Source organism: Coleofasciculus sp. B1-GNL1-01 (assembly GCF_040220235.1).
In the GTDB taxonomy this organism is placed as follows: Bacteria; Cyanobacteriota; Cyanobacteriia; order Cyanobacteriales; family Coleofasciculaceae; genus Coleofasciculus.
Map to the genome: position 1 here is coordinate 13,303 of NZ_JAVJTO010000121.1, position 23,549 is coordinate 36,851.

Annotated in this window: 19 protein-coding genes and 1 pseudogene; 16 read left to right on the forward strand and 4 right to left on the reverse strand. The window is 46.5% G+C overall.

Annotation, left to right across the window (positions count from 1 at the left end):
- Positions 1 to 127 precede the first annotated feature (127 nt).
- Positions 128 to 560, forward strand: a pseudogene (locus RID53_RS29425) (hypothetical protein).
- A gap of 112 nt (positions 561 to 672) precedes the next feature.
- On the opposite strand, the gene RID53_RS29430 reads toward RID53_RS29425, so the two are convergent.
- Entirely contained in the window at positions 673 to 1,392 is a 720-nt protein-coding gene (locus tag RID53_RS29430; RefSeq protein ID WP_446391475.1) for a DUF4388 domain-containing protein, read from the reverse strand.
- A gap of 122 nt (positions 1,393 to 1,514) precedes the next feature.
- On the opposite strand from RID53_RS29430, the gene trpB reads away from it, so the two are divergent.
- From trpB to RID53_RS29460, 6 genes are all read left to right on the forward strand, one after another.
- On the forward strand, positions 1,515 to 2,774 hold the full coding sequence (trpB, locus tag RID53_RS29435) for a tryptophan synthase subunit beta (protein ID WP_446374078.1): 1,260 nt from the start codon (positions 1,515 to 1,517) through the stop codon (positions 2,772 to 2,774).
- A 3-nt stretch (positions 2,775 to 2,777) separates the two neighbouring features.
- The gene (locus RID53_RS29440) at positions 2,778 to 3,317 is read left to right on the forward strand and encodes a CAP domain-containing protein (RefSeq protein ID WP_446391476.1); all 540 of its coding nucleotides are present in this window, start codon (positions 2,778 to 2,780) and stop codon (positions 3,315 to 3,317) included.
- A 44-nt stretch (positions 3,318 to 3,361) separates the two neighbouring features.
- A complete protein-coding gene (locus tag RID53_RS29445) occupies positions 3,362 to 4,012 on the forward strand; it encodes a ribonuclease H-like domain-containing protein (RefSeq protein ID WP_446375287.1) in 651 nt (216 codons plus the stop codon).
- Positions 4,013 to 4,141: 129 nt separating this feature from the next.
- Positions 4,142 to 4,708 (forward strand): peptide deformylase, encoded by a 567-nt coding sequence (def, locus tag RID53_RS29450; protein ID WP_446391489.1) that lies wholly within the window; start codon positions 4,142 to 4,144, stop codon positions 4,706 to 4,708.
- 101 nt (positions 4,709 to 4,809) lie between these two features.
- Complete coding sequence (locus RID53_RS29455) at positions 4,810 to 5,004, forward strand: hypothetical protein (protein ID WP_006098114.1); 195 nt, start codon at positions 4,810 to 4,812, stop codon at positions 5,002 to 5,004.
- 101 nt (positions 5,005 to 5,105) lie between these two features.
- Positions 5,106 to 6,449: a PrsW family glutamic-type intramembrane protease gene (locus tag RID53_RS29460; RefSeq protein WP_446391477.1), complete on the forward strand. Its 1,344-nt coding sequence runs from the start codon at positions 5,106 to 5,108 to the stop codon at positions 6,447 to 6,449.
- A gap of 261 nt (positions 6,450 to 6,710) precedes the next feature.
- Here the strand turns inward: RID53_RS29460 and RID53_RS29465 are convergent, their stop codons facing one another.
- Together RID53_RS29465 and RID53_RS29470 are read right to left on the reverse strand one after the other, a co-directional pair.
- Positions 6,711 to 7,229, reverse strand: a complete 519-nt coding sequence (locus RID53_RS29465; RefSeq protein WP_446391478.1) for a proprotein convertase P-domain-containing protein — start codon at positions 7,227 to 7,229, stop codon at positions 6,711 to 6,713.
- A gap of 1,042 nt (positions 7,230 to 8,271) precedes the next feature.
- Positions 8,272 to 8,988 carry a biliverdin-producing heme oxygenase gene (locus RID53_RS29470; RefSeq protein WP_446391479.1) on the reverse strand — a complete coding sequence of 239 codons (717 nt, stop codon included), beginning with the start codon at positions 8,986 to 8,988 and terminating at the stop codon, positions 8,272 to 8,274.
- A 91-nt stretch (positions 8,989 to 9,079) separates the two neighbouring features.
- On the opposite strand from RID53_RS29470, the gene RID53_RS29475 reads away from it, so the two are divergent.
- The gene (locus tag RID53_RS29475; RefSeq protein WP_446391480.1) at positions 9,080 to 9,289 is read left to right on the forward strand and encodes a hypothetical protein; all 210 of its coding nucleotides are present in this window, start codon (positions 9,080 to 9,082) and stop codon (positions 9,287 to 9,289) included.
- 2 nt (positions 9,290 to 9,291) lie between these two features.
- On the opposite strand, the gene RID53_RS29480 is transcribed toward RID53_RS29475, so the two are convergent.
- Positions 9,292 to 10,533, reverse strand: coding sequence for a vWA domain-containing protein (locus tag RID53_RS29480; RefSeq protein ID WP_446391481.1), 1,242 nt, complete (start codon positions 10,531 to 10,533; stop codon positions 9,292 to 9,294).
- 277 nt (positions 10,534 to 10,810) lie between these two features.
- Between RID53_RS29480 and RID53_RS29485 the strand changes: the two genes are divergently transcribed.
- The 8 genes from RID53_RS29485 to RID53_RS29520 all read left to right on the forward strand — a co-directional run bounded on the left by RID53_RS29485 (position 10,811) and on the right by RID53_RS29520 (position 23,396).
- Positions 10,811 to 11,467: an ATP-dependent Clp protease proteolytic subunit gene (locus RID53_RS29485; RefSeq protein WP_446391482.1), complete on the forward strand. Its 657-nt coding sequence runs from the start codon at positions 10,811 to 10,813 to the stop codon at positions 11,465 to 11,467.
- Positions 11,468 to 11,692: 225 nt separating this feature from the next.
- Positions 11,693 to 12,289 (forward strand): ATP-dependent Clp protease proteolytic subunit, encoded by a 597-nt coding sequence (locus RID53_RS29490; protein ID WP_446391483.1) that lies wholly within the window; start codon positions 11,693 to 11,695, stop codon positions 12,287 to 12,289.
- 66 nt (positions 12,290 to 12,355) lie between these two features.
- On the forward strand, positions 12,356 to 12,934 hold the full coding sequence (locus RID53_RS29495) for a J domain-containing protein (RefSeq protein ID WP_446391490.1): 579 nt from the start codon (positions 12,356 to 12,358) through the stop codon (positions 12,932 to 12,934).
- A gap of 420 nt (positions 12,935 to 13,354) precedes the next feature.
- Entirely contained in the window at positions 13,355 to 13,834 is a 480-nt protein-coding gene (locus tag RID53_RS29500) for a hypothetical protein (RefSeq protein ID WP_446391484.1), read from the forward strand.
- 52 nt (positions 13,835 to 13,886) lie between these two features.
- Positions 13,887 to 14,414, forward strand: a complete 528-nt coding sequence (locus tag RID53_RS29505) for a hypothetical protein (protein WP_446391485.1) — start codon at positions 13,887 to 13,889, stop codon at positions 14,412 to 14,414.
- 331 nt (positions 14,415 to 14,745) lie between these two features.
- The gene (locus RID53_RS29510) at positions 14,746 to 15,555 is read left to right on the forward strand and encodes a P pilus assembly protein, chaperone PapD (protein ID WP_446391486.1); all 810 of its coding nucleotides are present in this window, start codon (positions 14,746 to 14,748) and stop codon (positions 15,553 to 15,555) included.
- Between the two features lie 354 nt (positions 15,556 to 15,909).
- A complete protein-coding gene (locus tag RID53_RS29515; RefSeq protein WP_446391487.1) occupies positions 15,910 to 18,579 on the forward strand; it encodes a carboxypeptidase-like regulatory domain-containing protein in 2,670 nt (889 codons plus the stop codon).
- Positions 18,580 to 18,986: 407 nt separating this feature from the next.
- Positions 18,987 to 23,396: a CHAT domain-containing protein gene (locus RID53_RS29520; RefSeq protein ID WP_446391488.1), complete on the forward strand. Its 4,410-nt coding sequence runs from the start codon at positions 18,987 to 18,989 to the stop codon at positions 23,394 to 23,396.
- The last annotated feature ends 153 nt before the right edge of the window (positions 23,397 to 23,549 follow it).

Genomic DNA, 23,549 nt, shown 5'->3' on the forward strand with positions numbered 1-23,549 from the left:
TGAGGGTGAGCAATTTATTTTCCAGTGATGTGATGGTGTAATCCGCTCATCCGCCTAGCACGGTAATCCCATCCTGGGAACGAGATAATAACGAAGATGATGCTCCAACATTCCGACGAGGTATACCATGGAACCAAAATTAACCTCAGATGAAATCAACGCCAAACAGCAGCTATTGCAGGATTACGAACCCGCGCAAGAAGCATTTGCCATACTTGAAAAAAATCAGGGCAGACTTGATGCCAGTTTTGATGAACTGTGGGCGGAAAAAAATGATCCGCAAATGTTTGAAAAAGATCCCAGTAAGCGCAAATCCCTCTGGAAGGTAATGTTGGGCGAACTCCGCAAAGAACTCTGCGGTGATGATGGCTTTCGTGGTAAAGTCAAAGAATACACAAAGAAACCAGATAGTGCGCCTTTGCTCACTGGGTTGATTGTCTCCCTCGTCGGCATTGCTGGGGCAAACGGATTACCCATTGATCCTGCGATCGCAACAATTATTGTCTTAATATATCGTCAAAATTGGACTGAATACTTTTTGTGAATACACTGAACCTTAAACTGGATGTCACTGACTTAAGGATTTGTAGTGGGTAATACCAGCGTTGATGGCGCTGAAGCGCAACTACAAACTAGCTTATGTCAGTGACATTTATTGATTTCTAGGCTCAATTAAACTAAAGCTTTTGCCGCTGAAAATTTTGATTTGGGAATGTCATAAGGGCGATAGTATATATCAACAATTTTAGCTAAATCCGCTAAGGTATAATTCGTGTCAAACAAGGATAACTTGAGGCAATGAAAAAAAGCAATATCCATCGTCAATCCCAATTGCTGACAAAAGTTTTCTGAGAGTCTACTTCCATTACGTTTATGCCGCAGATGCCGAGCGACAAACAGTTGTCTTAAAACAATGAGTTTTTGGAACAAAACCTCGATAATCCTGGCGGGCGACTGCAAGCCTGTCATCTCTCGTGTTGGACTCGGCGTATTCTGTTCAAATCTAAAGTGAGCATCTTTGAGTTGAAAGATTAAACACAGTTGCTGTACGACTTGTACTTGGAACAAATGTTCGAGTTGTTCACCCCGCAATGCACCTTGCTGTTTCAGATACAATCCCAGAGGTTGATCTTCTGGACACAACTGAGCCAGTTTCGTGACAACACGGTTACTTACCCACTCGTATTGCTGGATCAGCGAGAGTAACCCTTCATCGTTCAATTGGTTGGCGGCGGTGATAACATTCCCATTTTCTACCCAAATATAGTAAGACGACGCATCTCTTGACTCCGATCGCGATCGCAGCATTAGTACGCCGCTTTTGTTTCCCTGATCAATAAATCGAAAAATTTCCGGCAGAGAAAAATCCGAAAGAAACCCTGTAATAGACATGGCTGGTGAATTGAACCCCTACAACTATTGTCTCGATTAACGGTTGAACTCAATCGCGATCGCCAGATCCGGTCAGATCGCGATTTATAATGAGTGGGTGTTGTTGTTGGCGATCTTGCTCTGTGACCCAAACTCCCCTTCCTAATTCCCGCTCCTCTACCGATGTGGTAAACGAACAACCGGATGCCTTAGGGCGTTTTGGCAAATTTGGCGGCAAGTATGTGCCGGAAACTTTAATGCCAGCGCTGTTCGAGTTAGAGCAGTCGTTTAAACAGTACCGCAACCATCCCGATTTTCAGCAGGAATTGCAACAGTTATTACGTGATTATGTCGGGCGTCCTAGTCCTCTATATTTTGCGGAACGTTTAACCGCCCACTATGCCAGACCCGATGGCGGTGGAGCGCAAATTTATTTGAAACGGGAAGACTTAAATCATACCGGCGCTCATAAGATCAATAATGCCTTAGCCCAGGTCTTATTAGCCAAGCGGATGGGCAAGAAGCGGATTATAGCAGAAACTGGGGCAGGTCAACATGGTGTGGCAACGGCAACAGTTTGTGCGCGGTTCGGCTTGGAATGCATTATCTATATGGGTGTTCAGGATATGGAACGCCAAGCCCTGAACGTGTTTCGCATGAGGCTGATGGGGGCAAAGGTTCAACCCGTTGCGGCGGGAACGGGTACGCTCAAAGATGCCACCTCAGAAGCGATTCGCGACTGGGTAACGAATGTGGAAACCACCCATTACATCCTCGGTTCAGTCGCCGGTCCTCATCCCTATCCCTTGCTCGTGCGTGACTTTCAGGCAATTATTGGTCAAGAAACCCGCACCCAATGTCAAGAGAAATGGGGTGGCTTACCGGATATCTTGTTAGCTTGTGTCGGTGGCGGTTCCAATGCAATGGGACTCTTCCATGAATTTGTTAACGAATCCAACGTGCGGTTAATTGGTGTTGAAGCGGCTGGGGAAGGTGTTACGTCTACCAAGCACGCCGCTACCCTAACCTTAGGGCGTCCCGGTGTACTGCATGGGGCAATGAGCTACTTACTCCAAGATACCGATGGTCAAGTGGTGGAAGCCCATTCCGTTAGTGCGGGACTCGATTATCCGGGTGTTGGACCCGAACACAGTTATTTGAAAGATAGTGGTCGAGCAGAATACTATAGCGTCAGCGACCAAGACGCGATCGCAGCGTTTCGCCAGTTATCGGAACTCGAAGGGATTATTCCCGCCCTAGAAACCGCCCACGCGATCGCATATCTAGAAACCCTCTGTCCTCAACTTCAGGGTAGCCCTAAAATTGTGATCAATTGTTCGGGTCGCGGTGATAAAGATGTACAAACCGTTGGTAAGTTGATTCAGTTAGACTCCCAGGATTAAACAGTGCGGTCAACGTCTCTTTTGGTCATGAGTGGATTCCTGCTGCTAAAGTTAGGACTCAGTAGCTGTGATTCGGTGTTGAGTTTCAAGACAACCCCCATGAGTCAATCCGAATCTCCGGCAACTGTGTCTCAACCGCAAAATGACGGTGATTTTACCAATTGGGAAGGGTTGGTGCATCAACAGATTAATCAATATCGCCAGTCCCAAAACCTGCCCCCATTAACCTTAGACGCAAGCATTAGCAAGGAAGCCAGACGCCACAGTCAGGCAATGGCAACCGGGCGCGTCCCGTTGGGTCATGGGGGATTTGAACAACGAGTCCGGGCGATCGCCCAATCCATGTCCTATCGCCAAGCGGCGGAAAATGTCGCCTATAATCAGGGCTATTCTGACCCGGCGACACAGGTGGTACAAGGTTGGTTAAAAAGCCCAGGACATCGAAAAAATATTGAAGGGGATTTTGATGTCACCGGGATTGGCGTGAGTAAAAATGCCAAGGGAGACTATTACTTTACCCAGATTTTCATCAAGCGGCAGTAGTTTGTTATTTGTTCATGATTGATAATTCCTAATTCAGATATCTGATGACTCATCCACCCATCGAGAAAGACGTGGCAGAATTTCAAGTGTGCGATCGCGACCTTCCCGACGCCCTGCTGAAGACCTATCTCAACGCCGAAGCGATTGCTGTTGATACAGAAACCATGGGGCTAATCTATCAGCGTGATCGCTTGTGTCTGGTGCAACTGTGTGACCCCCAAGACCGGGTTACGGTGATCCGCATCGATAAAAAACAAACCGAAGCCCCCAATCTGAAGCAGTTGCTGGAAGCCCAAACCGTCTTAAAAGTCTTTCACTTTGCCCGTTTCGATCTCGCCATCTTACGCCAAAATCTGGACATCTACGTCCAGCCTGTATTTTGTACAAAAATTGCCAGTAAACTTGCCCGTACCTATACCAACCGCCATGGGCTGAAGGATTTAGTCATGGATCTCGAACAGGTGGAACTGGATAAGAGTTCCCAGAGTTCAGATTGGGGGAATCCCAATAACCTTTCCGATGAACAACTGCGGTATGCAGCGAATGATGTCCGTTATTTGCTGTCTGTACGGCAGAAACTGATTACTATGTTGCAACGAGAAGAGCGCTGGCAACTTGCCCAAGAGTGCTTTGAGGCGTTATCCGTGATGGTGTCTTTGGATTTGCTCCTCTATCGAGATATCTTTGAACATTAAGACACCATTACCTAGAGACCCTCTTTTGCTCAAGGGTGGATGAACCGAATTCCACCCAGAGTGATAACTGCTAGGATAAAAAAAAGGAAGTGTCAATAAGATTGCTGGATTTAGAAGTTTCCCATGCCCATGACTGCTCAAGTTATCGTCGAAAAGAAAAAACTAGACAACCCGCCGCTAGATATTCACTATCTGGGCGATCGCGTTCTGCGTCAACCAGCGAAGCGGGTGGCTAAAGTAGACCAAAGCATCCGACAGTTAGCTCATCAGATGCTGCAAACCATGTATAGCGCAGATGGTATCGGCTTGGCAGCACCACAGGTTGGGGTAAATAAACAAATCATTGTCATCGACTGCGAACCGGATAACCCAGAAAATCCCCCCTTGATTCTGATCAACCCCACGATTAAGCGTTTTGGTCAGAGTATATGTGATGCTCAAGAAGGGTGTTTAAGCGTTCCTGGCGTCTACTTAGATGTCAAACGTCCGGTAGAGGTAGAAGTTGCCTACAAAGATGAGAATGGACGCCCACAAAGATTGAAGGCAGATGGTCTACTTTCTCGCGCCATTCAACATGAAATGGATCACCTGACTGGGGTTATGTTTGTGGATCGGGTGGAAAATGGATTGGTTTTGGCAGAAGAACTGCAAAAGTATGGCTTTTCTACCCAAGCGGTTAAACCATTTAAGTCTTAGACAATCTCAGCATAACTGTGCTAATGCCTTGTCCATGGAGCAATCCATGGACATTTTGCAACTGGCTCGGTTGTTTTGTATTTATCGTTAGGTTTAATTTAATGACACCAAAAAGTGGTTTATTTTTGATGGGGTCTTGTATTACTGCAATTGCGGCTGTGGGTTCAATTTTTGAACTCTCTTCAGGAACACCCCAGTTAGGTGCATCCGTCACGGAAATTATCCTGGCGGGTAGTATTCCCTTGAGTGGCTTTTTGTTCTATGCGGCTGTTCGTGATGCGAGAGCAAATCAGTAGAACTATGTTTCCCTGGGGTTTTGCGTCCGTTTTCTGTTGTCCGCTATCCGTTAGGCGTCACTAGGTTCATACTGGTCTAAGGATGGCTCACCACTTGCCCTATGACTGGTCAACATTGCCGTGGATTTTTGCGACCTCTGGCTGGCAGAGGTACAGCTAGACATTTATCTCCCTATCCTTTGTCTGAGGATGAGGAGATGGTGATTGGTCGTGATCCTAGCTGCCAAATTGCCTTAAACCCGAATCAGTATTTAATTGTATCGCGGCGTCATGCTACGATTCGTCCCTGTTCACCCTGGAATCAGGGTTGGGAAATTTGTGATCTCAATAGTATTAATGGAACGTATGTTAATGGGTATCCGTTACGGGGATGCTGTCAATTACATGCGGGCGATCGCATTGAATTGGGTCAAGATGGTCCTCAGTTTATTTTTGAGTGCCAGTTTAGTCCGTCTCCGTCCCCAGTCTCACCCGTTTCTTCAGCGTCATCGCTGACATCTGTCAGTGTAATCGGACATAAAACTCCCGACACGGTTACCTTTAGCCAACTGTTTCCCCTCGCTTCAACGGGACAAGATTTAACCCAAAAGGCATTTCTGAGACCCGCCATTCTCACGGTGGTGTTTGTGGTGTTAATGTTTATGGCGGTCGGTCAGGCAATGGTGTTTAATCTGCTATTGGCAACCTATTTAACGGGTGCGGCTTCTTATTTTGTCTACCAACTCTGTGGTAAACCAAAACCGTGGTGGGTGTTATTGGGATCTGCGATCGCGACGGGTTTAATTTTAACCAGTCCGTTGTTACCTCTATCGATTATCGTTTTTCGCGACATCTTACCGGGAAGCTTACCCGAAGAAGGGGAACTGATCAGTTTCACGTCTCTGCTAATCCGCATGTTTTTCGGGGCGGGTTTGATGGAGGAATTACTCAAAGCCCTGCCGATTATTGGGGCGTTTTTCTTGGGTAAACTGCTGCGTTCCCCGTGGCGAGAACAGATTGGCGTCTGGGAACCTCTGGATGGAATTCTCTTAGGTACGGCATCAGGGGTGGGTTTTACCCTGTTGGAAACCTTAGGACAGTATGTTCCGGATATTATCGATAACGTCACCTTTCAAGCGGGTCAAGGATCGGCTCAACTGATGGGATTGCAATTACTCATCCCCCGTCTACTGGGTTCAGTGGCTGGACATATTGCCTATAGTGGCTATTTTGGTTATTTTATCGGCTTAAGCGTTCTCAAACCGCGAAAAGCTTGGCAAATTCTGGCAACGGGTTATCTGTGTGCGGCGATTCTCCACGCCTTGTGGAATGCTAGTGGGTTTGTCAGTAGTTTATTGTTAGCGGTGGTGGGGATTTTGTCTTATACCTGTTTAGCGGCTGCCATTCTCAAAGCTAGGGCAATCTCGCCGACGCGATCGCAAAACTTCGCCACCCGTTTATTTTAACGATAAAAATCCTCTACTCACTCTAAACATAAGCCAGAGAGCAGAGGATTTTTATATCGGAGCGATTGACCAAGGAATGTTGATTGTTTTATGCCAGAGCCAATATTCCTTTTGCCAGTCAATGTCTTACGCTTTGATGAAACCAATTAACCTGTATTCTCAAGTGCTAACTCAACACACTTATGCTTTGGAGAACCTTATGCACTGATGAACGATTTCTGCTTTTCTCCCGGAGAATGCAGGTTTAGTCAGCTTTTGTGTTTATTCTAAATTGAGAGTCCAAGACTCTAGTGAACCGGAGTCACCCGCAGAGCAATCATTAATAATCAGTTGCCAAGTACCAGCAGATGGGCGTCCTTCAAATACAGACAAAGGCTGAGTTGCACAATAGTTACCACTGGGAATCACCGCATGAGACGCCGCTACGGAGTCAAAGCTATGGGAATAGTTATCGTTAAAGCTGTAATCCCCATTTAAATCATTGCTATAGCCACTGGTCGAAAATTGCGGTTGTCCGGGACGCCGGAATAAGTCAACCACAACCCCGCTTTCGACATGACGTAACTGGGCAATCAAGTCGCCCACCCAAGTATGTTCTAAGTTCTTCAGCGTGACGGTGACGTTACGAATCGCGATATTTTCCGTCACCACAATCTCATCTTGAAAACTAGCCACTCCATCGGGAATGTTGCCACCACCACCGCAATAGGTGGAGTTCGCAGATGTGGCAATTTTAGCGTCTACAGTGGCAGTTGAGGTACGGTTCATTAGTTTAGACATAGGTTATAACTCCAAAACATGATTAAGTTGACAAAAGGTAAAACTCCGCTAGCGATCGCGAACTCATAATGTTAATAAACTTTGCGCTTTGTTACGCACTGTTAATGCACCCTTAATTTTTTCTAATTTCGCGACCATTCAATAATCTCCTCTTAATTAATAATGGCATCAGTTTGGCGTTTCTATCTAGTCCTTCTGGGGATCTTTACTGAAAAAAAACAATTTAATGGATACTAAACTGATATATCGATTTCCTGTATTCCTTGCCTGACCAGCGATTCAGGCTTAAGCGGTCAATATTATTGTCCCCATGTTTATGTGAATTTAATATAAAATTACATCCTCTATAACTTTGATTAATCTCTGGCGAGAGATTAAAAATCTTGTTCAAAAAACTGGGAATTGCTCCGCGAAGCCCTGACAAAAAACTGAGCCTGTACGCTGACAGAAGGATTCAGGCTACCCATTTTGAACTCAACCCGCTTAAAAGGATTAAGTTTAAAGCTTTATCGTGTAAATTTAGTTTCTTTTTAGTAAAGATTTGTTGCATAATTAACTAAAAAATTTTTGGGCAATCAATCCAAGATCTAGCAAAAGGAAGGCAGAAGGCTCCAGGGCAGACTTCGGCGTGAGCGCGACTCAACTGAGCGGAGCGATCGCCGAACGTCTCAGTCGAACGCGGGCAGAAGATTTATTACTGCGATAGGGTCGTTTTAGCTGTTAAATCTGCCCTAACCTTTATGACAAAAGCTATATTTATCTCTTGACAGATTAACTTGTTTCTGATTCTCAAAAAACTACACTCTGCCCGTCGGGTTCGTGCAGGTAATTGACTATCCTCAGATTCTGAAACCTTGTTTCTGTCATACAGCGTATGACGTTGTTACACTATGTTGAATGATATGGCAATCGGTTCGCTTTGGCAAGCACTTAGCTGGATTAATTTTGGTTAATTTTGTAAAGATTTATTAATTAGGCTTTGCTATATTGCGGATTTGGCACTTCCCGCCCATAGCTAGGCTATGGACGAGGATACCTTCGGTTATTCAGCCGTAGCCAGTTCTGTGCTACCACCACTCCGACGACGGGTTAGGGTGTTGAAAAGCATCTGACCAATGGCTTTAATCAGATTCCCTTCTAATTCCTGGAACAGCTTCATATTCATGCCAAATGCCGCATTTGCCTCATCAACAATCCGTTCGGCGGTGGCGTCATCAATGGGGAGTTCATTCAAGGCTTGGCGATACTCGGCTTTGAACGCTTTTTCGTCAGGAATATCTTTAAACTCGTAAAAGGCTGTACCTTCACCCTCAGATAAATTCATCGCCCGTTGAGCAATCTTTTTCAGGATTTGCCCCCCGGATAAATCGCCCAGATAGCGCGTGTAGCAATGAGCGACTAAGAGTTCGGGTTCAGAGGCGGACACGTCGCGAATTCGCTGCACGTAGTCTTTCCCGGCGGCTGAAGGCGCTACTTGTTCGCGCCAGTTGGCACCGTAGTAATAGTGCAAGTCTTGCTCTAGACTTTTCTGGCGATTGAGTTGGGGAAAGTAGAGTTTTGAGAGAACTGGATGTTGGCGATGGCGCTCCATTTCTTCTTCCATCGCACTATAGACGAAGTAGAGATTGGCGACAAGTTTCCGGTAGGAGTTTTTTTCAACGACGCCTTTTAAAAAACATTTGACAAATCCCACGTTTTCTGCCATGGTGTGGGCTTTTTTGGTGCCCTCACGCAACTGGGTGGCTAGATTGGTACTCATGTTAAATTTCCTATACCTAAGGTTAACGACTTGTGTATTTTTACGTCCAAAACGGATTCAAAACTGTCCCAAAGGCTTAGGTTAAACTGATATGATGAAAATTTATATTAAAAATTGTGAAGTTTTGGTCATTGGTCATTGGTCATTGGTCAAGTCGGGGCGGGTTTATTTACATCTGGGTGTAACCGAAAAGATAGTAGTGAAACCCGCCCCTACACAATTTGCCCCATCTGACACACCGAGCGAAGTCGAGGTGTTCCCCATCTCCCCCATCTTCCCCATCTCCCCTCTCCTGCTATAGCCTCAATCCTGCAAGATTGTTTTAGACACAATCCGAGTTTTCTTGCGATCGGCGTCTGAGAGTTCTTCCCCAGATTGCAAACGAGTCGCGTTAGTTTGCAGCACCGTGGCGGCACTTTGGTCTCCCATTTGGATCGCCGTATTAGCCGCCGTTTGTAACATTGTGGCAGCGCCAGAGCGATCGCCTGTTTGCAGTTTAGCTTCGGCTATTTGAGTTTGCCTGTATTTGGCTAATGCCAGAATCGATTGTTGGACTTTCGTATTGGGAGACGGTTGATAGGTACTCTGAACATTAATCTCCACTGGAACTTGTTCCGACTTTAACCCCTCTTCCCCCGTAGCCGGGTCATCATAGAGTACTTGCAGCTTCGCGATCGCCTGATACCCTGGAGACAGTTGTCCCATATACAGATTTGCCAGAATCACCCGTTCGGCATCCGTCATCAAATCACCCAAGCGGACGACAAATTGGTCGCCTTGGGGTTGCAGGGGGAGTTCAATCGTATCTGGGGCGACTTGAGCGATGGGTTTGAATTCGGCAAACCGCACACCATCCATTAATTCACATAATAAGTAAGCATTAGTCAAGCCAACGGCTTGGATACGGTTAAACAAGCGTCCAAACTCCTGTACGGCTTGCTCCGGCTGTTCAATATAACAAAGCGTACCACTGCCCGAATCGGCAATTTTTTCTAGCACATCTTGGTTCCAACTTGCCCCAAATCCTAGGGTATTGATCGTCAGCTTATGCTCAACCGCGAAGTGGGCTAATTTTAAGCAGCGCTCATTGTCTCCATGTTCATTTTCGCCATCCGTGAGCAAAAACACTTGAGACACGGCGTCAGCTTTTCCCTTGGCTACTTCTTCAATCCCCAGTTTCAACCCCTCATCAATCGCCGTTCCCCCATCGGCAGACAGTTGGCGGATTTGCGATTTAATCGTGTTCAGATTATCGATCGCTTGATTGGGAACCAACACTTTGGCACGATGATCAAAGGCAATCACAGATATGCGATCGCCCTCCTTGAGTCGTTCAATCAGTTGCATCGCCGCTTTTTTCACCGTTTCCAGTGGACGCCCATGCATTGACCCACTGTGGTCGAGAATTAAGCATAAATTCAACGGTAGTGACTGATCCTGGGATTGGGTAATTGCCCGAATCGCGATCGATAACTGACGCTGGGAACTGGGTTGATTGGCATCCAGATTAGTATCGCTGAGGGCAGGGTGTAAACCAACTTTCATATCTCAAACTCCTAAGCCAGTGAAAAGATGTAATTATAGTAACCTTCGTGTAATACATAAGTACTGATGAATGGCTGAGGTTGCTTATGGTACACCCTGAATCACAATCAATGCAAAGAACCACCCCAAACCACTTGATTTCGCCACAAAGGAGTCGCACCAACACTTACGTTTTGAGACTTGCCTCTCTCAATCCCCACCATGTAAGACGGTGGGGTCGTTGAAAAGCACGCTACTATGTTTTAAAGATAGCGCCATTATTGCATTCCCAAGGATCATGAAACGACCGATTCAGGCAGTTCAATCAACTTACTATGGTCGGCAAAACTACCGCACCCCGCCACCTGATTTACCGTCACTGCTCCTCAATGAGCGGATTGTCTATCTAGGTTTGCCCTTGGTGCCACAGGTTACCGAATTGATTGTGGCAGAACTTTTGTATTTGCAGTACGACAATCCCGACAAGCCGATTAAAATCTACATTAATTCCACAGGAACCTCCCGTTACGATGGTGAACCGATTGGCTTTGAAACCGAAGCCTTTGCCATCTGTGACACGATGAATTACATTCAACCCCCCATCCATACCATTTGTATTGGTTCGGCAATGGGGATGGCGGCGATGCTGCTGTCAGCGGGGACAAAAGGCTGTCGGGCAAGTTTACCCAATGCCTCAATTGTGCTGCACCAACCCAAGAGTTATGCAAGGGGTCAAGCCACGGATATCCAAATTCGGGCGAAGGAAGTGCTAGCCAATAAGATCACCATGATGGATATTTTGGCAAACAATACGGGTCAATCTGCCGAAAAGATTACCAAGGATATGGAGCGGATGTTGTACATGACACCTTATGAGGCAAAAGAGTATGGCTTGATTGATCGGGTGTTAGAGAGTGATGAGGTTCCGGCTGCTATCGCCGCCAGTGCGTCTTAGTGCTTACATTTGATACTCAAAGGTCAGTCGTTGGGGTTCAGCTTCGGTAAACTATCTAGTCTCATGTCTAAACCCTTGCCAACTACAAATAAAGATGCGCTATGGCACGTCTCTACAATTTGATCAGGGCGGGTTTAGTCCAATCTAGGTGAACAGAAGAAACGATAGTTGTGAAACCCGCTCTTACAGACCATTCAAAGCGTTTTCTAGAATTCGGAGTAAATTATGCCTATTGGTGTCCCCAAGGTTCCTTATCAACTTCCTGGTTCTCCTTACAGCGATTGGATTGACATCTACAATCGCCTCTACCGAGAACGGATTATTTTTCTGGGTAAAGAAGTCGATGATGAGATTACTAACCAGATCATCGCGGTAATGCTTTACCTGGATTCAGAAGATCAAAACAAAGATATTTATCTGTACATCAATTCTCCCGGTGGTTCAGTTACCGCAGGCATGGCGATTTATGACACCATGCAGCATATTAAGTCGGATGTGGTGACTATCTGTGTCGGTTTAGCGGCGTCGATGGGATCGTTCCTGCTGGCGGCGGGGAAGCAGGGGAAACGGTTAGCGTTACCCCACTCCCGGATTATGATTCACCAACCCTCTGGCGGTGTGCGCGGGCAAGCGACAGATATTGAGATTGAAGCCAGGGAGATTTTGCGAATCCGGCGTCAACTCAACCAAATCTACGCGGATAAGACGGGTCAAACGGTTGAGAAGATTGAAAAAGATATCGATCGCGACTTTTTCATGTCCGCGCAAGAGGCGAAGGAGTACGGACTGATTGACCGGGTGATTGAAGACAGAGCAGGCTAAGATAGACAGAATCGGTGGGGCAGTTCTAAAATACTGCCTCTACCCCTATCAGTGCTTGTCCTTGAGATGAATCTGGCGGATTGTTATCGATTGTTAGGTTTAAGCGATGGCGCCTCTCGATCAGAGATTAAGGCATCGTATCGGCGTTTAGCACGCCAGTGTCATCCGGATGTCAATGTCGGTGACGGGCTGGCTCAAACCAAGTTTATTGAGTTGACACAGGCGTATAAGCTGCTGCTGAATGCGATTAAACCGTCTGGGACAACTCACTCGGTTGAGGATTCCCAGACGGTTACGGTAACCAAGCAGCCGCCAGCCAAACCTCCCTCCATTCCTCCCCTATCAGAGATAGAATATCAGCTCAAATGGACATCCTACGAGCGTTTACAAGAATTACTTAAAGAACAACGATTTGCCCGTGCGATCGCGCTGGTGGAGGGGTTAGCGCAACGGATTCCCCAAGATCCAGAGGTGCGACAGTGGCAAGCGATTACCTATCAATGTTGGGGACGGTATTTGGTGAAGGATGGGCAATTGGATAAAGCCCGAATTTATTTGAAGAAAGCGTTGAAAACTGACCCCCATAATCGTTCTCTTTGGGCAGAAGTCGAACTCGATTTTCGCCGCATGGAACAGATGGTTTAGCGATACTTAAAAACAGTCACAGATTTTTTGGGTATGGAGTGCGATCGCTCTTTTTTTGGTATACTTTTATCATGGGAAAATGTGCCGACCTATAGACTCGATTATCACTTCAAAGTTTAATCCTCACTGTAGGGGCGACCCGCTTGCATCAATCAATAATTGTGTCCGTTCAATTTGATCGGGTCGCCCTTTATAATCATGTCCTGAGGATTGCCGATAATTGCAATCCTGTAATAACCAGGGTTTCAGGCATTTTTCTTCAGGGGGGTTTGACCTGACATGATCTTACTCAATCCCCGGATTGGGGAAGATTACGAAATTTAAAAGAAATTGACGAATTATTAGTGAAAGGATAAATTAGATTTTTGTCCTAGCAAAACTTAAGATAGACTTGAAACAGCTACCCTAGAGGAGCGTTAAATGTTTCGTTTTTATGCCGTTGCATCAACGTTAACCCTAGCCAGTGCTATGGGGTTGAGTTCTGAAGCGCTGGCTCAATCCGTTGATATTCCATTTACAGCTAGTGTTCCCATTGAAGTCACCTTTGATCAGGTTGTCTTGGGTACGGTGGAAACAACGGCTAGCGGTGGTTCAGCTCAACTGCCTAATGTTATAGAATCTGTCAATCCAGCAACGGTGACATTACAGTCTAATACCTCTGCTACACTCACAGTTTCACCGCCGAGTTTCATCTCTGGGTCAACACCTGATCCAGATGGGACAACATACATCACGTTTGTTACGGTGGGGACACAACAGGTGACGGCGGATACGGCGGATGTGACGGTGAATCTTCCGGTGGGAATTAGTGATTTAGAAGTCGATATGCGTGTGGAAAGACCTGTACCCTTTCCGGCGGGAACGTACAACTATGCGGTGACGCTGACGGTTATCCCTTAACTCGTCTATCGATAATTGGTTCTTATGTGCATATACCTTTGAGGAGGTTTCTATGATTGGTCGTTTAGTTGTAACATCCGGACTCGTTGTAGCGGGTGTTGTAGCGTTCAGTCCGAACGTGTTAGCGCAATCCGTTGATGTTCCATTTGAAGCGAATGTTGGTGAGCGTTGTAGTTTTGCTACTCCAGTTCCAGGAACGCTAGTGTACGAACCAGGACAACCTTTTATCACCTCTGATGCGCCTGGAGGTATCTCAGGTACGGTTGAAGTTTCCTGTAATACAACAGCAGATCTAGAAATTACTGATGCACGCTTCGTGTCCTTTACTCCCGCTGATCCGAATGCTCCTCCTATTACCTCTTTCCCCAGTCAACAATTGGATGCGATAGCAACAGTAGCAGGTAGCTTTAATCCATCAACAGCTACTTACAGCGGTCCGTCTGAAGGTGGAGGATTTCCAGGTGGCTCGTTATTGTTAGATCCGATTAACCAAACCGTAGAAGTTGATCTGGCGGTAGACTCAGGAGTTCCTTTAGCAGGTATCTATCAATATACGGTCACCTTAACAATTGTGCCGTAGGAGGTTCGTAGTAAGGGAACCTTAGCCTTGATCCAAGGCTGCCAGAAGCCCCCAACTCTAGCCAAATCAGGTTAGTTAGGCAGAATCTAAAACAGGGCGAGTCGAGTGCATTGTTTGTAGTAAGGGAACCTTAGCCTTTATCAAATTCCGCCAGAAGACCCCAACTTTAGCCAAATCCGGGTTAGTTAAGCAGAATCTAAAACAGGGCGAGTCGTTCATTGTTTGGTTGTCCCGTTTACCTTAGCAGGGCGAGTCGAGTTCATTAATCGGTTGTCCCCTTTACGCTAGTGCAGCGACTCGCCCCTACCCCCTACCCTTCCCTGATACAGCTATGACTTTAGCGTTTAATTCTGTCTTGCCAACCGTAACTCGCCTCAGTCGCTGGGCATTATCTGCGGCTTTACTGTGTGCAGGTGCGGCGCAAGCCCAAATGAGTGTTTCACCCTTAGTTATTGAAGCCCAAGCCAATCGCGGTCAAGCTCAAGCGATTATTAATGTTACCAATACCAGTAATCAACCCTTTCGGGGACGAGTTTATGCTGAATCTTTTACCTATGGGGATAATGGATTCCAAATCTTAGACTCTAGTTCTAGCGATTTAACCCCTTATCTGCAATTTTCTCCTAGGGAATTAACTGTACCACCGGGAGTGCAGCGGCGCATCCGTTTAATTACTCGCTTTCCCCCCAGTTTACCAGAAGGGGAATATCGAGCCGTTGTGTTTACGGAAACGCTTCGGGAAACGACGGATAGTGGTGGCAATTCTGTCGCGTTAACGGCACGAATTGGCACAACAATTTATGTACGTCAGGGAGATTTATCGCCAATTTTGGCAGTGGAGAGTGCCAGTTGGAATTCAGAACAAGACCAAATTCAAGTCTTGGTGAACAATACCGGAATGGCATCGGCTCGACCTGGGGTAAGTTGGACGTTAAAGCAGGGGGAAACAGTTATAGAGACGGGGAGTTTGAAACCGACGGGAATTGTGGCTGAAAGTCAGCGTCAGTTTCTCTTAAATTATCCTAATTCAGAACAATTAGCGGCAGGTCAATATCAGCTTACGGGTGAGTTGATCTGGGCGGAAGATGATCAGCGACGTACACAGCCGTTTAGCGTTGATTTGATGATTCCTACGCCGTGAATAAGGGGCGATCGCGTGGTTTAGCCGATTGGTTCTGAAGTTTTGGCTGGTGGGCAGTGCCTACCCTACGGTATATCTTGTGGTGTCGAGAGGGTGATCGTTTTTAACGCAGAGGTTCGCAGAGGTTGGCGCAGAGGTTCGCAGAGGGTTGTTGATGGTTTGAGTCGGGGAGGCGATGGGCTTTGTTCCCATACCAATAAAAGGGGTTTATGTCAAAAAAAGTCTGTGTTTTTTACGAAATATATGCCTCTAAGTTGTGCGGGTTTTGAGGGGAATTGTGACTGGCGTGAGATAGCTAAAATAGCGGATTAGATATTGTCGGTTTTCCGGGCGCACGTCGGTGCGCCCCTACGTGTGGATTCTGTTTTGTGGCAAATTGCGATAATTGTTGGTTTGGTTGTGGGAATGGCGTCTAAGGCTGGTTCTGTTAGCCATTCCGGTTTTCATGAGACTAGGATTAGTCAAACACAGATGGAGGATGCGGAGTCTTCAGTTATCGACAATTCCGATAACTTTACGGTGTTTCCAGTAGGGGTGAATGTTGGGGGGCGTCCGGTGATTTTTAGTGTCTTGGTGCGGGGACAGGAAGATGGTAGCCAAGCGGTTGAGTTTGAGAAGTGGCTGATTCCTTTTGATGCGCTGGTTCAGGCGTTGAAGCTGGAGGTGACACCTCTACCCGATGGACAGTTGGAAGTGCGATCGCCTGGATTGATTACTCGCCTCAACCCCCAAGAGTTACAGAATGACCCGGAGTTGGGGTTGGTGTTGTCGATTCAAGAGGTGGAAACCTTACTTGGGGTTCCCGCAGAATTCGATATCAATGAATACGCAATTATTCTGAATCCCCCTTGGTTGGGACAGAAAACGGGGGGAATTGCGGCGACGGAAACCCCAGTACAACTGGACGGTTTACCCCGAATTACGCCAAACGATTTGACGCTAACGGCGATTGAGGAACGGATTACAGCAACTGGTTCAGAGTCAACGTCGGGTTTTGAGTCTTCGTTTCTGAGTTATCGGGGGGAATTGGCGGCGGTGGGGACGTTGTTATCGGGGAGTTGGTATGTCCGGGTGAATCAACCGGATTTCTTAGACTCGCCAACGTGGAGTCTCACAGAAGCCCAATATTTGCGACAAACGGATGCGGCGGATTATGTGGTGGGTTCTCAACCGACGTTTTGGCGAAGTCAGGGGAGTGGGAATTATTGGGGAGTCACGACGCTTCGGCGACAAGGGTTTACACCTCCCGTGACGTTTGGTGGGGGTGGATTTAGTCCAGGACAACGGTTACAGGCGTCACAGGTGGGACAGACGATTGTGGGTGAAGCGGAACCGGGGACGTTGGTACGGCTGACTCAGGGATTTAGCGATCGCGTTTTGGCTGAGGTTTTGGTGGATTCGTCGGGGGTTTATCGGTTTGAGGATGTACCGATTGGGGGTCAACGGTTGGGGAATTATCGCATTTTATTATATCCTCAAGGACGCCTTTCGGCTCAACCGGAGGTGCGGGAGGCGACGTTTTCGACGGTTCCTGGACAAATTCCGGAGGGGGCTGCGGTAACGATTGTTTCGGTAGGTTGGACTCATCAACCCTCTAGATTGAACAATCAAAATTTTATTGGAGAATGGCAGAATTTTCAGGGGGGAATTGCCCAACGGTGGGGGATATCGGAAGATTTGACAATTGGGGTGGGGGGGATTTATGACCAAACAGCAAGGGGATTGGCGGATGTATTTTTTCGCCCTAATGGGATACCCTTGGAAGTGGCGGCGTCGGTGTTAAGCCCCGATCAAGAGGGGGATTGGGATATTAATGCGAATTTGCGTTATGAACCAACCTCTACGATTAGTTTACAGTTTAACAGCGATCGCTTGTCCCAACGGCTTAACCTGAATTGGCGTGTCTTTCCGCGTTTGACGGTTTTGGGAACCTATAATAGTCGCGAGGGAACGGCGGTAGGGATGCAAACGGGATTCAGTCGTCGTGGTTTTTTTACCTTTGCCCGGGCGACGCTTGATGACCAAAATCGCTGGCGCTGGAATGCGACACAACGGTTAGGATTTTTACAACTGAATCATCAGGGGAATGAATTGGGGTTTCGGTCTGAGTTGAATTATAATCTATCGCGCCGTTTTCTCGGTGATGGCTATTCTGTACTGCTGAGTTATGAAACCCGCAACCTTCAGCGTCGGGATACTTTCGCCACAATTGGCTGGCGCTATCGATCCCCAGCGCGATCGCCTGATGGGAGTTATTTGTGGGATACTCAGTTAGGTTATGGGATTGGTTCTCGGGGTTCAGGCTGGATTGCCCAGGTACAAACTACAGTTATACCCGGTTTGCTGTTGCGGGGGCGGTATGATGGCGCATCGCTAACCTCAAATGAGGCGAATTATAGCCTAGAATTGGTGGCGAGTTTAAATGTACAGGATGGGATTTCTCCAGGCGATCGCCAATCGGATCGGTTTCGCGATCGCGGCGGGATATTAATTCAGCCGTTTTTTGATCGTAACAATAATGGTAAGTTAGATAGCGGCGAAGACATCTACACCGAAAACCCAGAGTTATTATTAATTTTGAATAACCAACCGATTCAATCCTTTCGTCCCCAAGTCCAAGCCAATGGAATTCGGCTACGCTTACCACCGGAAACCTATCGCCTCGACTTTGATCCGTCTGGATTTCCCCTAGATTGGCAAACCGTCAATGATGCATACAGGGTGGAGGTAGTGGCGGGAAGTTATACACTTGTACAGGTTCCCTTAGTGTTATCCTATACTCTCTCTGGGGTAGTGACTGACGCCCAAGGAAACGTCGTTGCTGGGGCTAGGGTAGAAGCGATTAGCGCCGATGGCAAACAACGACGATTTTCTGTCACGAATGGGGCGGGTGTTTATTATCTGGAACAGTTACCCCAGGGGACATTCACGCTGCAAATCAATCAGCAACCCGCCCAACCAGGGACAATTACCCTGGATGAGGATGCAGAACCATTTCAGGAGTTAAATCTGCGATCGCGCTAGCGTGTCCGATAGGACGTATCGCCCTAACTCAATCCAGGACGAGAAAAGAGGGAACCCAAGATTTCACAAATCCGTGAGACATACTCTATAATATAAAACCTCATCAAAAGTTCAGTTCTGAAGCTATAGCATAGTTTGGTAATTTTAACTCATTTTAGCTAGATTTTTTATAGTTCACTGACACTTGACATTTATTTCTTTATACTAGAGAAAGCTACGACAAAATTAGTCATAAATGTAGTAACCCTGCAACCTCACTAAAGCGAAACCAAGGATAGCTTGGGTTGATATATTATCAATAACAACCTCTTCTAAGTCGATTAACTACCCCCGACAGGGTGATTTTTGATCGACATAACCCATTAAACCAGTCCAGTGCATTTCTACCTCAAAATCAGGGAAAACTCATGTCTACACCGATTCAGTTCAGCCGTTGGTTAACGATAGTCTTGTTCATCCCATTGGTATTTCTGAAGCAGGAACCGCTACAAGCCGAGTCGATAACGGCGGCTGATGATGGAACGAATACAAGTATTAATTTAGAAGGGAACCAGTTTAATATTACAGGGGGAACGCTTTCCGGAGATGGCGCGAATTTGTTCCATAGTTTCCAGGAATTTGGACTCGATGCTAATCAAGTTGCTAACTTTTTGTCGAATCCTCAAATTATCAATATTCTGGGTAGAGTATCTGGGAACGAAGCGTCGATTATTAATGGGTTAATTCAGGTCAGTGGGGGAAACTCTAATCTATTTTTAATGAATCCGTCCGGATTTATTTTTGGGTCAGATGCCAGTCTGAATGTGCCAGGAAGTTTTATGGCAACGACGGCAAATGGGATGGGTTTTGAGAATGGTTGGTTTAATTCCAGTGGCGAGACGGACTATCAATCGTTGGTCGGTTCTCCCAATCGTTTTGCGTTTACGATGGATCAGCCAGGAAGCATTATTAATGCGGGTGAATTGGCAGTAAGTGAGGGAGAACATTTAACCTTGCTGGCGGGTCAATTGATCAACACAGGAACCCTTTCCGCCCCTGGGGGTACTATTACGATGACGGCGGTTCCTGGAGAAAACTTAGTCCGGATTTCTCAAGCGGGGATGTTACTGTCTTTAGAAATTGAAGCCGCAACGGGGGAAGATGTTCTGCCAACAGCAGAGGGAATTTCACCATTACAATTAGCTGAGTTACTCACCGGACAAGATGAACAGAGTACAGGCGTTATTGTTGACTCAGCAAATACGGTGCGACTCATCGGTTCAGATGTGGTAATTCCCACTATATCAGGAACAACAATTTTATCTGGCGTGATTGATACCTCTAGTGAACAAGTGGGGGGTAATGTCTATCTAGTGGGCGAACAAGTGGGATTACTGAATGCCACAATTAATGCGTCCGGTGGTGATGGCGGTGGCACAGTTTTGATTGGTGGCGGGTTTCAAGGACAAGGTACGATACCGAATGCTTTACAGACATTTGTAAGTTCAGATTCCGTTATTTATGCTGATGCACTTGAACATGGAAATGCTGGGCTGGTTGTGGCTTGGGCAGATGAAATCAACCGTTTTTATGGCAGTGTGAGTGCCACGGGGGGCGAAACTTTCGGTGATGGCGGTTTGGTGGAGATATCGGCTAGAGATAGTTTGATTTTCCGAGGATTGATTGATCTTGGGGCAACATCGGGAAATCTAGGAACTATCTTATTTGATCCGAAGAATATCACGATTAGTGATGGAGGAACGGATGATTTCAATCTCAATAATGCCTTTGGCGAAAATTCAGGCAACTCAGTTACCTTTGATGCGGATCAATTTAATGCCCTAATGGGGAATGTGGTTCTGCAAGCAAATAATGATATTACGATTAATCAGAGTATCGATGCGAGTAACATTGGCACGTTGACGCTGCAAGCAGGCAGAAGCATCACGATTAATAATGTGCTGATTAACTTAGCGGGGGGTAACTTTAGCGCCACAATTAATGATGAAAATGCTGTAGCCGCCCAGCGAGAATCCGGAGTTGCCCAATTTGTGATGAATTCAGGGTCGCAACTTTTCACAAATGGGGGTAATATTTCCATAAAACCGGGAAGTGACGGTAATGCGATCGGAACGGTACAGCTTAATGGTGGAATACTTAATTCTGGGACAGGTGCGATTGATATTACCGGGAGAGGAAGCAGTGACGGTGCCGCAAAAACGGGGATTTTTCTGAGTAATGGTGCGGTTGTGGAATCAACAGGAACAGGTACTATTACTTTAGAGGGAACTGGTGGTTCTGGGACAAGTGCGACTCGCGGTATCGAGATTCAGAATCCTGGAACAAGGGTAAGTTCTGAAAATGGCGATATTTTAATTAACGGTATTGGTGGAGACTCAACCGGAAACGATAACTTTGGTATTTTTATGCTGGGTGGGGTGGTTGAATCCACAGGAACAGGCACGATTACCCTAGAGGGTACAGCGGGAATGGGAACAGATGGGAATCGAGGTATTCAGATTCAAAATGCAGGAACCGTAAGTTCAAATAATGGTGATATTCTCCTCAGGGGTGAAGCCGGAAATGCCACGGGAAACAATAACTTTGGTATTTTTATGCTGAGTGGCGGTGTGGTTGAATCTACAGGTTCAGGGAATATTACCCTAGAGGGTACAGGGGGAACAGAGGCTTCCAGTCGCGGAATTCAGATTCAGGATTCGGGGACAACGGTAAGTTCTAATACGGGTGATATTCTGCTAAGTAGTACGGGACAAGATGCAACCGCTTCAGATAATATCGGTATTTCTCTGCTGGGAAGTGGTAGGGTTGAATCTCAAGGTATTGGAAATATTACGCTGACCAGTGAAGGTAGTATTGATGCTAGTAGTGGCATCCTGGATAGTAGTTCGCCGACGAATGGTGGAACGATTGCGCTAACTAGCCAAAATGGGGCGATTACGACGGGTGATATTAATACCTCTGGTGATATCAATGGCGGGAATCTTGTCATCGAAGCCAATCGGGAAATTACCACTGGGAAAATTAACACCACTGGTGGTTCTGGGGGAGGGGGTAATGTTAGCCTTAATGCCCCTAATGATATTCAAGTTAGCTGGATTAATACAGAAGGGGGTACAGCAAGCGGCACAGTTGATATTAACACTGACAGCTTTTTCCGTGCCACTGATATCTTTACCGCCGCTAATGGCATACCTGCAAGTATCTCTACAATTGGGGGGAGTGAAGGAGGCAATATTACGATTAGCCATGGCGGAGAAAATGAAACACCGTTTGAAATCGGTGATGCAACGACGAATGGCATAGCTGCTGCCCTTACCACGGGTAGTGCGACAATTTCTCCGGTGGAATCATTCCCCTCAACTCAAACGACAGGAAATATTCAGATTATTAGTGCAGGTTCTCCACAGACACCTGTTCCTCCACAGACACCTGTTTCCGCAGACCTAATTCTTTCCCCGAGTGACATTTACAATCTTTATGAGGGGATTGATTCAGACCATTTTATCGAGTCTCTACCTTTTATAGACACCACAGGAAATGTGACTCAAGCGCTGCCGATTATCAACGCCTCAACCGCCCTTTTGACCCTACAAGATGCGGCAGGGGCAACAAATCGCTATATTGAATCCTTAGAACAAGCCCGACTGAAAGAATTTGCGGATTACTTTGGGCGAGATTTCTCTCAGTATTCAATTTCCTTAGCCAGTATTGAACAGACGTTGGCAGAAATTGAACGCCAAACCGGGAATCGTTCTGCCGTGGTTTATGCGGTAACCCAACCCGATGGAGTGAAATTAGTCCTCTTTACCGCCGCCGCTGAACCTGTCACTAAAGTTATCCCGGTTAATCGCGACCAACTTCTAGGAGTTACGAATGAACTGCGAGTCCAACTGACGGATGCATTTCGCCGCCGGGGGAATGGTTATTTGAAACCCGCGCAACAACTTTATCAGTGGTTAATTGCCCCGATTGCATCGGAACTGGAAGCGGCTGAAATTGATACGTTACTCTTTTCCATGGATGCGGGATTACGGACGATACCTATGCCAGTCTTGCATGATGGTCAACAGTTTTTGATTGAAAACTACAGCCTCAGCATGATTCCCACATTCAGCCTGATGAATAGTAATTATCAGCCGCTGACAAATCCGCGAATCTTAGCGATGGGGGCATCAGAATTTACGGAACTTAATCCGTTACCAGCGGTTCCAGTTGAGTTATCGACGATTGCCCAAGAAGTGGGTGGTCAAGTTTTTCTGAATCAGGAGTTTACGTTAGAGAATTTAATTCAAGAACGCCAGCGTTATCCTTATGAAATTATTCACTTAGGCACTCATGCCGATTTTAACTCTGGGGGACCCAGTAATTCCTATGTGCAGTTATGGAATGACAAGCTAACTTTAGCCCAAATGCAACAGATGAATTGGGATAATCCGCCTGTGGAGTTATTAGTTTTATCGGCTTGTCGCACGGCGGTGGGAGACAATCAAGCCGAGTTAGGATTTGCTGGATTAGCCGTGGCGTCGGGTGTGAAGAGTGCTTTAGGTAGTGTCTGGCAGGTGAGTGACCAAGGGACATTGGCTTTAATGACTGAGTTGTATAACCAATTAGGTCAGACTCCAATTAAAGCAGAGGCGCTAAGAGAAGCCCAGTTATCAATGTTGCGGGGAAGTGTCGTGATTGAAGAAGGACAATTGCGCGGAAGTGGAACGCAAAGTGGGGTATCGTTGCCGCCACAATTGGCTGAGTTGGGACAAGTTGATTTATCCCATCCTTATTATTGGTCGGGATTTATGATGATTGGTAGTCCGTGGTAAGTTATAGCGCTACGCGCTAGGCAATAGGCAATAGGCAATAGGCAATAGGCAATAGGCAATAGGCAATAGGCAATAGGCAATAGGCAATAGGCAATAGGCAATAGGCAATAGGCAATAGGCAATAGGCAATAGGCAATAGGCAATAGGCAATAG